The sequence below is a fragment of the Holospora curviuscula genome, from assembly GCF_002930195.1.
GTDB classification, from domain to species: Bacteria; Pseudomonadota; Alphaproteobacteria; order Holosporales; family Holosporaceae; genus Holospora; species Holospora curviuscula.
This window is the reverse complement of the sequence record NZ_PHHC01000064.1, coordinates 67,876-77,703: the sequence shown is the minus strand read 5'-3', so window position 1 is coordinate 77,703 and position 9,828 is coordinate 67,876. Positions and strand designations below refer to the sequence as shown.

7 protein-coding genes and 1 pseudogene are annotated in these 9,828 nt (G+C 36.1%); 3 read left to right on the top strand and 5 right to left on the bottom strand.

Annotation, left to right across the window (positions count from 1 at the left end; all coding sequences use genetic code 11):
- From HCUR_RS08175 to HCUR_RS01300, 3 genes and pseudogenes are all read right to left on the bottom strand, one after another.
- Positions 1 to 187: pseudogene (locus tag HCUR_RS08175) on the bottom strand (IS481 family transposase); the annotation flags it as partial.
- Between the two features lie 1,685 nt (positions 188 to 1,872).
- Positions 1,873 to 2,043, bottom strand: a complete 171-nt coding sequence (locus HCUR_RS10030; protein WP_423751882.1) for a hypothetical protein — start codon at positions 2,041 to 2,043, stop codon at positions 1,873 to 1,875.
- 780 nt (positions 2,044 to 2,823) lie between these two features.
- Entirely contained in the window at positions 2,824 to 3,291 is a 468-nt protein-coding gene (locus tag HCUR_RS01300) for a transcriptional regulator, SarA/Rot family (RefSeq protein ID WP_104206397.1), read from the bottom strand.
- Positions 3,292 to 3,786: 495 nt separating this feature from the next.
- Here HCUR_RS01300 and HCUR_RS01295 point away from each other — a divergent pair, with 495 nt between their 5' ends.
- From HCUR_RS01295 to ligA, 3 genes are all read left to right on the top strand, one after another.
- The gene (locus tag HCUR_RS01295) at positions 3,787 to 4,590 is read left to right on the top strand and encodes a glycosyltransferase family 25 protein (RefSeq protein ID WP_165780616.1); all 804 of its coding nucleotides are present in this window, start codon (positions 3,787 to 3,789) and stop codon (positions 4,588 to 4,590) included.
- A 1,316-nt stretch (positions 4,591 to 5,906) separates the two neighbouring features.
- Positions 5,907 to 6,071 (top strand): hypothetical protein, encoded by a 165-nt coding sequence (locus tag HCUR_RS08165; RefSeq protein WP_165780615.1) that lies wholly within the window; start codon positions 5,907 to 5,909, stop codon positions 6,069 to 6,071.
- A 638-nt stretch (positions 6,072 to 6,709) separates the two neighbouring features.
- On the top strand, positions 6,710 to 8,749 hold the full coding sequence (gene ligA / locus HCUR_RS01290) for an NAD-dependent DNA ligase LigA (RefSeq protein ID WP_104206395.1): 2,040 nt from the start codon (positions 6,710 to 6,712) through the stop codon (positions 8,747 to 8,749).
- Between the two features lie 616 nt (positions 8,750 to 9,365).
- Here the strand turns inward: ligA and HCUR_RS08160 are convergent.
- Both HCUR_RS08160 and HCUR_RS09765 read right to left on the bottom strand, forming a co-directional pair.
- On the bottom strand, positions 9,366 to 9,527 hold the full coding sequence (locus HCUR_RS08160; RefSeq protein ID WP_165780603.1) for a hypothetical protein: 162 nt from the start codon (positions 9,525 to 9,527) through the stop codon (positions 9,366 to 9,368).
- 22 nt (positions 9,528 to 9,549) lie between these two features.
- Positions 9,550 to 9,684, bottom strand: coding sequence for a hypothetical protein (locus tag HCUR_RS09765; RefSeq protein WP_279337412.1), 135 nt, complete (start codon positions 9,682 to 9,684; stop codon positions 9,550 to 9,552).
- Between the last annotated feature and the right edge of the window lie 144 nt (positions 9,685 to 9,828).

The following is a 9,828-nucleotide window of genomic DNA, read 5'->3' as shown; positions in this document are numbered from 1 at the left end:
CTGTAGATTTTATCTTTTTAGGTCCCATGGGAAGGTCTTTCGTATCTTCTCTTTTTCTCCACTTGATGATTGTTTTTGGGTTAACATTAAATCTTTTAGCCGCTTTTCCTATACTCTCTTTACTATCACGGATCTCTCTACGGATTGCCTCCGTTGTTCTGGCATTTGCGTGTAATACTTGTCCCATAAGCTTTTTCTCCATGCATTATTATCTTCATAATATATATCATAACTCTCTGGGATCAAACAATCCAAAAGTTTGAGCATCTTGGGGGAACTTCGGTGCGTTTGGCATCTACCTTTTCCTGACCAAATACCGGCTGATTATTATGGCACCAAGCACGAACGATATGGAATGCTTTATCTTTGTCGCTGTTGCCAATGGTGTTACCCTCAATACTCGTGACGTCACTGGCTGCTGTGTCAAGGCTGGCAAACTTGGATAAACCATGGGTTACATTGAGTCACTCTTGAAGACCACTCACGCGATGGGTTCCAGATTAGGTCTCCAGTAAGCGTGTGCCCATTAAAGGGATTAAAGGACGGTCTTCATTAGGTAACGATCCTGGACCTTCACGGCTTGCACCGTAAGTGCTGCGTGTTTCTTTCATAATTCACAATTTATCTCAACTCTTTCCTTATGTCCCTTGGTTTTATGTATAGGTTCTGAGAAGTATCAAAAGGTTAGAATCTTCAAAAAAAGCTCTAAGGACCGCATTCAGTAACTCAAGAGCCCAAATTAATTTGTTTACATACGCTTTAGACTACGCTTAAATTTTTTACAAAAATTTTCTACACGTTTAATTTATTAGATAAAGTTCACCATTTTTAAGCTTTACCATTTATTTTAATAGAAATTTCCATTTGTTGATTTTTATATTTTCACTATTTTTCGAACAAGAATTTCTGTCTCTTCATTTTGAAATTTATTAAGAATAAATTGGCTGGCCTCACTAACCGTGAAAAATGAACTTGGTATAGCATTTTCATTTTTACTCTTTATACTATATGTTGCAATCTTTCCGTATTTTAAAACTTTAAATTCTTCACTTTCACCGACGAGACCATTTTGATAGCGGAGCAGTTGTGTACCAACTTATTAATAACGGGAGCACTATCCTTAAATTTTCAGGACCATTAAATATTTAAAGTTTGAAATTTCTCAAGAATAAATTTCTTTACATTATCAAGAAAAGGAATATCCCGAAAGGACTGAATCTTCAAATTTGGATTTCGTTCACAGATCTGATTCTTATCAATCCCATCTGCTTGTTTTAATTTATGAAATATGAATTGTTTACTTTCACCTGCGGGACCATTTTGATAGAAAATCAAACTTTTTGTACCATATTTTAATAATCTGAGTACTTCAGTTCAATATGTTTTAAGGGTATTATTAAAACCCATTGCATCCTCTATTTATATAATATCTTTGTTCAATTTTTATATCTTGGAATAATCCAGGCTCAGGAGTACGCTGAATATCTCTGTATTGCCACTGCAGATACGTTTTAAGTTTGGTACTGTTTTTTGTATTTATCGCAGTCCATTCGTCCCATTCATCTTCATTCATCAACTTAAGAATATGTTCTACTACACGATCCGGGTTAGAACACGAAAAGAAAGTCCTAAAATCCTCTGATTTTTTTCATGGGGCTTCGTTTCTCAACACTCTACTCTTTCTGCCTTTACTCACCGCTTCTCGTTACCAAAATATCTTTGTTATTAAAACATGAGAACAATAGCGATTTGTTCGGGAATTGGTTGGTATGCAGAAGGGAGTCTAACACGTCCTTCTTATTGGGAAAACGTAATAGAGAACATGTTTCTTCGTCGAGATTACAGACAGAACAAATATAAATTCTATCCATTTTATATGGTTCTATTGAGTGTAATATTGTTAAAACCAACGTATCTTTTATCGCTGCCTTCCTTAACACCGTCATTAGGATCGTAAAATACGATTTTTCCCTCTGTATTTATATACATTGCCAAAGCGTGTCCTGCCTCCTGCTGACGATTGTGAACAGCAAAATAAAAAATCTTTTTTTCTGGAATAAAGGAATTAAAGACTGTTTTAAATTTTCTACCTGCTTAGTCTTTTCAATCCCTGACTCAAAATTAATTATTCTATTAAGATGAGGTATAACGCAAAATTTGATAAGCTTCTAAACTATAATGAGGATCGTTCACAAAAAATTTCTTCTCAGCCTGTATGTTAGGCCGAGACTTTTCATTTTTAGGTTGAAACGACTGAATAAGAATTGTCTTATTTAAAATCCGGTCAAAGTTCTTGCTTTCCTCAGATGCTCGCGGCTCGTCTCTGTGCATTTTCTCAATAGATTGGGTAAATTAAAGATTAGGTAAATTAAGAAAATTTTTTTGATCCATTATTTTGATCCATTAAATAATACTATTCATAATCCATGCCTAAGCAAACCAATAGAATTCCCCCTTGCTGTTTTTAAACCGTTTCACAATGTCTGGTTAAATGATTCATTTCTAGAGGTTTGCTTATTTTTCAAATATTTTACAATAGTTCCTATACTTCTACTTTGCATGTAATGACTTGGCGATGCTTCTGGAAATTTTTTAATCGATGCCTCAGCTAAGGGATGATTTTGAGTGCTTGAACCAGAATTTTCTTGGGCAACGTTTAAAATTGTCAAAAAAATATAAGAAAATAAATTTTCTTAAAATTTTGCAAACAGTCCATATCTAGTTCTATATCAGTCTACCTTGCACGCTAACCCCATCAAATAATGTTCTGGGGTTACACTTCCATTAAATTTTTCTCATGAGCTAGGTGCGTTTAAACCGTATTCATGGCAAAAAGTTTATGAGCTGTTCTACAGACTGAATAGAGTGAGATAAACTTTGTATCAATCCCGGTCTTTGATCCAGTAAATACTCCATACGACATTGAATTTCGTAAGCAACGGTGCGCCCTAAAGCAGATAAGGTGACTACTATTTTGCGTCTGTCTTCTTCATGGCATTTTTTTTCAATAAGTCCATGCTCAGACAATTTTTTTAGAATATAAGAAGGGTTTAACCCTCCATACCAATGATTTGCAATGATGTGATGAATAGAACAAGATCGATCCGAAACTTTTGCATGTAAATACACCAATACCAAAGCTTTTTCTGTAGAAAGTGCATATTTTTTAGCAATACAATGACGGATCACGTCTCTTAGCGGGCGATTAAGTTGGGTATATTTTATCAGAAATGTAAAATAAGTTTCCAAAGTTTCATGAGATGGTGCAAGATAATTTTGTTCAATAGGCATACTACATTTTCACGTATAGGATACAAAACCTATTGGAAACATATTTCTTTTTTTTGTCAAAAAGTTTTTAATTATACAGATGAATCAAAAAGTTAAGAAGTTAAAATTTTATACTTAAATAAATGTGAATTACTTACGCGCTTGATACCTCAACCATAATGAAGATAAAAAGATCACACAAGCCCTTATTCAAAGAAACCCAAAAAAATCTGTACAAGAACTATTAAAAATAGTTTCCCCCCCCTGAAACATATTGATCACTTTTCTGAGTTATTTTTAGTAGTTTTTTGTATTCACTTCGATACTGCGACCTTTTTGAACGTTTTTTTACTTTCTACTCCTTTCTTTATTCTTACACCAACAATTTAATCTACAAAACAATATTAGCAAAAGCGTCTATGTTCAAAAATTTTAGAGAACTACACTCTGGGAAAATGACATTAAATATCGTAAGATCTTAATGGAAATTAAGTAAAAATATTTTAGAGGTGTATCGTGATTAATACGTACATCATCAACCTAGATCGTGGAAAAGAACGCTGGGAAAGAATGATGCTCCAGTTAGCCCAGTTTTCTACTTTTCATATTCAACGTATTTCTGGTGTGGACGGAAAACACGAAAATATTTCACATATTCGTGTGAATTCTAAAAAAAGTATTCAATATTTTGGACAACCCTTAAGCGTTGGAACAATAGGCTGTTATTTAGGTCATGTTAGAGCTTGGGAAATGTTTTGTCATTCCCAGCACGCCTACGGGCTTATTTTAGAAGACGACGCACTGTTCAATCCTCCTTTATTGCTTTATGTGTTAAATCGGTTGGGAGCCTTGCACACATCCTCTTTCGAAAAAAAAGAACGAGTAGATTGGGATATATGTAGTTTTCAACTGAATCACAGAGGGATGCCTTTACCGATTGGGCACTTTGAAAAAGGATATCAGTTGTGTACCTACTTAACCTCAGTGACGGGTGCGGGTGCTTACGTATTAACCAAACGTGGTGCTCATGGTTTATTATCTAAGGCTTTTCCAATCGTACTTCCGGTGGATCACTATTACACAAAGTCTCATCAATTAAACCTGCGTTTTGTGGGAGTCGAACCTCGAATTGTGACACAAGCATCAGGCTTATCTTTTATTGAAGAAATAGGAAGAGAACACCTTAAAATTCTTCCACCCTGGAGACGGGTTAAGTGTGGTCTCTTTAGAGTGAAAGAAGAAGTGCGTCAAGCGCTCTACAATATACGTTGGGCGTATCCTTTGTATCAACAATATCGGCGTTCTCATCAAGTTTTTTAGGAATCTTTTGAAAAGTATAGAGAAGCTTTTCAACGTTTGAGAGTGTGAACAAAAAGAGTGAAATGGCTGTGTCCGAGCCTTCAGTACTGAAAAGATCTTTCGACTCCTAAATTTTATCAATGGTAATGGGCGATATAAACAACGAAAAAACAGCCGAAAAAACCCTTCTGTGTCGTTCTCTATAATATTGGGACGCCTTCTTTTTTTTTATATTTGTTAAGATTTTTCAGTATAGTCCTTCTAGTATTTATCGATAGGCTGTGAAAGGTATAGGCAATACCCAAGAGTTTCAGATTTTCTCAACCATCCATGAGAGTGGGATGAATATAGTATTTTCTTCAAAAAATCATACACTTTATACCATCAAAGCAATGAATCATTCCAACAGGCCCACTGTATACTGGGTTACTGGGGGATCTTGGGATAATGCTGTACGATTCAAGTGACTTTATAAAAAAAGTAAAACATTTGAAAAATGTATGCTCGTTCAAAACTTTTCCGAAGCACCAGCATGGTATTGGAGCAAGCAGGATGGCTTCATCGAGCTCAATAACGCCAATACAAGACATCATCGCTGTATGATCCGTTACACGAAGACTCTGTGCAAAAGAGAATTTGTAATCATTGCCTCCTAAAAATGTCAAAAATCTTTCAGTACTATCAAAACACCCTTCTATTTATTTTCAGGAAAAGCTTTCCCGATTTTTCACATGCTTAGATGTAGTAAATCACTTTGAATTATCAGGAAAATAAAAAAGAAAAATATCCAAAAGTCCATAAATTTAAAAAAAGAAATACATTCCCTAATCAAAATAAAAATACAAAAGAAAACCTCAAAAGCGTTTGAGATACACACGAATATAGTCAGTGAGATCGAGGCATAACTTATAAGAAAGACGGAAAAGTACGATGCTAGAAAACGTTTAGGGTGTAAACGTAGACTAAATTATTCAAAAGTAGAATTATTTATCAAAAATAAATGAGAATGCTAAATTGAAGTATATGCCGTAGAAGCTAAGATTTAGCAGCGATAAAAACCTTTGCTTATATGGAAGCAGATGAAAAAAAGTGAGATGAATATCTAGAAGTCATAAAAGAGATAACGAAAGAAAGTTTTATGTATTATTGATAAAAGTGATGTTGATATGGCGATTTGATAAGATAGCGGATGGGGGAAAAGCGTATAGGTAAAGCGCCTGGAACCAAAGAACCCATACTAGAGGTGGCTTAGTGAATAATCAATCCATAGCACCCATGGCTTTTCATTGATCTTGGAATACGAAGATTTGTAAGGATTGGGAATAAAACAGTGTTGAATGAAAGCACTAACGCTTGGGCTTATGGATAATCCTTCATTCCATGCATTAAAAGATAAGCGCCATCATCGCATCTGTGGGCTGAAAAACAATACTTTTATCCCCTTGTACACCCGATCTAAATCTTATAGAGCAATTCTGGACTTATATGAAACAATGTATTAAGAATAGAATTAGATAATTATTTCAATACTATGAGGCTATAATCTACTTCTTTTTTTCACCGAATACTATATAGTTTATTATAGGATTCATAAAAAATATTTTAATACCATAATGAATATAGCGCACTTTATTCTCTGTCCTTAGAGTTTTTTTATTTCTTCTTTACGATATTACTACCGTCATATTCTCGATTAGTTCAACGTACGTGCAATTCACTGAAGGTGCGTTCGAATTTATTAATACTCTGAGCACCTAATTTTTCTCTTTGGCAGCATGAGGATGAACCTTTCCACCAAGCTCTCTTAATCACTTGAAGTATTCACTAATTTTTTTCAGCCTCCATAAGTAGGAAGCCAATTTTTCTGTGGAGTGCTGCGGAGTAATATCCAAAATACTGTATGGATCTAAAAACTTGTTATTTTTCGTATTAGTTTTTCAGGATTCAGAGATTTCAGATAAACTCAATGTGCTGAATGATACCTAAGGTTCACTGCTTTCGTAGAACGTTTTGTAAACAGTAATTTTTTCTATACCACTTTCTTTATTTCGTAACTACATTAGCTAAAGAAGCACCTCTTGACCCAGGGTCTATTATTTTTTAAATTGAATACCATGGCAGTGCTTTGAGTACAAATGTTGTGGAGAATTTTAGGATTCCCTTCGATATTCAAGAAGAATGGAATGCTCTAGTTACAGAGATTCGGATGCATAATCGTTTGTATTATGAGGAAAATCTTCCTTTGATTTCTGATGACGCTTATGATTCACTATACCGGCGTTTGGTATACTTAGAACAGCGCTTTCCTGGATTGGTAACTTTTGATAGTCCCACTCAACAGGTTCAGACGAGTTTACTACAGGACGGAAAAGCACGTATTTCCCATTTATTTCCTCTATATTCTTTGGACAGCGTATATTCCCCCGAGGAGATAGCCCAGTTTATAAAACGTACTTCTAAAGCGTTGGACGGAGATCTCGTTCGCTTTGTAATGGAAGGAAAAATTGATGGACTGACTCTAGCACTCCAGTATAAAAAAGGCAATCTTGTCTCGGCGGCCACTCGAGGAGACGGTCAAATGGGAGAAAATGTTACCCAACATGTAAGACATATTGCCCATATTCCCTTAGAGATTGATTTTAAAGATATGCCAGAAGATCTAGAGATAAGGGGAGAAGTTTATATTGAAAAAGAAGATTTTGAATCCTTTAATCGCGATCGACGTCATAGAGGAGAGCTGTGCTTTTCAAATCCTCGTAATGCCGCTGCTGGTGCTTTACGCCATTTAGATTCAGTGCATGTAATGCACAGAGGATTGAAATTTGCGGTACATGGAGTATGGCCTCAGCTTAAGGCTTCTTATGGTGAGGCTATGGAATGTTTACGAAGATTAGGATTTTGTATGCCTTTATCCTATGGGTTCGGAACTACAGCAGACGGGTTACTAGAATGTTTCGAAAAGGTTTTATCCGAAAGAGAAACATTGAAGTGTGAAATTGACGGTCTCGTTTATAAAATAGATTCTTGGAGTCACCATGACCGGTTAGGGTATCGTGCAAAAAGTCCTCGTTTTGCTATTGCCCATAAATTTCCTGCGAAAAGTAGTATTACAGAGCTGCAGGATATCCAAATTCAAGTGGGACGCACAGGAATATTAACACCCGTGGCAATTTTATCCCCGGTACTTTTGGGGGGTGTACAAGTTGCACGGGCAAGTTTACATAACGAAGATGAGATTTTAAAAAAGGATTTACGCATTGGCGATCGTGTTCGAGTTCAACGCGCAGGAGACGTGATTCCTCAAGTTTGTGAAGTAGTGTATCCTAGACGTTCCCTTGATGAAACTAATACAGATAGGCGTCAGTTTATGTTTCCCCGATTTTGTCCTGTATGTCAAGGGCCTGTGGTTCGGCTGGAAGAAGAAGCTGCCCATCGATGTATTTCTGGGTTAAAATGTTCAGCGCAAAAAATTTGGGCCCTCCATCACTTTGTGTCTAAAGATGCCATGGACATCGAAGGATTAGGTCTAAAAAATGTACACAGATTGCATAAAGAAGGAATTTTAAACGAGGTAGTGGATCTATTCACTTTGTCCCAGTACAAAAATCATTGGATGACTTTGGATGGTTGGGGAAAAAAATCTGTGAATGGAGTGTTAGAGTCTATTGAGTATAAACGCCATAATGTTCCTAGAGGACGGTTTTTTTATGCTTTAAGTATTCCCCATGTAGGCAAAACAACCGCGAACATATTGGGAAAAAAGTTTTCTCCCGAAACTTTACTGGCTATGCCTAGGGATGCCTTGCACGAAATATTGATTCAGATACAAGGATTTGGGTATGTATTAGCCCAATCTATCACAGATTTTTTTCATCACAACGCTGCACAAATTCAAAATATTATGAGATATCTTACCTTTGAGAAAAACGAAACTGTTCAAGTGTTTTTACCATTTCAGGGGAAGCACGTCGTATTTACCGGAAAATTTCACCACGCACCTCGGAGCCGTTTAATAAATGATGCCCAGCATCTTGGAGCAACTGTGAGTACTCATCTTTCTAAGAGAACAGATTATCTTGTGGTGGGGACTGATCCGGGGTCAAAATACCTAAAAGCTCAGGCTCTTCACATTCAAACCCTTACAGAAGAAGAATGGATGGAATTGTTGGCAGCTTTTTAGGCTTAGAAAATGGAATCACGAGACATTCCTCTATAAATTGATATAGAAAATTTATAATAATTTGACTTAAAAATGGGATTTTAAAGAATTAAAGTAAGGTTTTATATTATTCCGTAAATTGAGTAATGTTACGGTTAATCCATGGGTTCATAGTAGCCCAAAATTTTTCTAGAGCACTTAGATGGTGTGAATAAGGGAGTAGAAATATTAATACGAAGCCAACAGAGTGGATCAATGCGCTTGTTTTTTGTGATTAATGGAATAAAGTATGATGCATCCGGTACTCTTTTTAATTACTGAATTCCTGTGTACCTCAAACACTTCGGATACTTTTTTTGTGGTGTTTTTTTGCGCAGGGCATAGATTACGTTTTTTCTGAAATTGTTACTCTATAACCTTGTAAACACTTCTCTTTTTATCCTATTATGGATATACATCTAATTCAAAGTGATTTACTATAATATAGCCAACTAACTATAGAACGGTTATAGAAAATGGCGCCTCAATTCAACACGTTGTAGAACGTCGTATCCGTGTAGCGTGAGCCCATTATTTCACAATGGGATTAAGGTCAGGAGAATAAGGAGGTAGGTCAAGTCAAGTATGATCAGCACCCTTAATTCATTTGCTGACTCGCTTTCCCTTGATGGAAGGCAGCATTATCCATGACACTACCACGGTTTTCTGGGATATTGGTAAGTACCCTTTCCTCTAGCCAACAAGTCAATACCTCTACAGAACTCGTACACAATCTAATGAGCCCTAAAGTAGAACTCATTCAAGCGTATAGAGCATTTGGTTTACTTTTGGCACTCCAACTCTTGTTTTCCGTAACAACGCTTCTCTTTTACAGAATACTCGTGAATTCTTGACATATCATCAGCAATTTCACGTTCATCAACTTTTTTGGTTAATTTATTATGCTTTTGGCACAATACAGATCTTTTTTCGAGATCCGCCTTTGGATTTTTTATAGCGAACCCCAAGACGTCTCAGGGCTTTCAAAATGCCAACAGCGCTAACTCCAAAGCGCTCTGGTTCATAGGCATCAAGGGATCCATCGTGATATCGTGTTCTAA

Bases quoted from the DNA above. Each gene is read 5' to 3' on its own strand.
- HCUR_RS01300 (WP_104206397.1), bottom strand. From the start codon at position 3,291: ATGCCTATTGAACAAAATTATCTTGCACCATCTCATGAAACTTTGGAA.
- HCUR_RS08165 (WP_165780615.1), top strand. From the start codon at position 5,907: ATGAAAGCACTAACGCTTGGGCTTATGGATAATCCTTCATTCCATGCA.
- HCUR_RS08160 (WP_165780603.1), bottom strand. From the start codon at position 9,527: ATGAGTTCTACTTTAGGGCTCATTAGATTGTGTACGAGTTCTGTAGAG.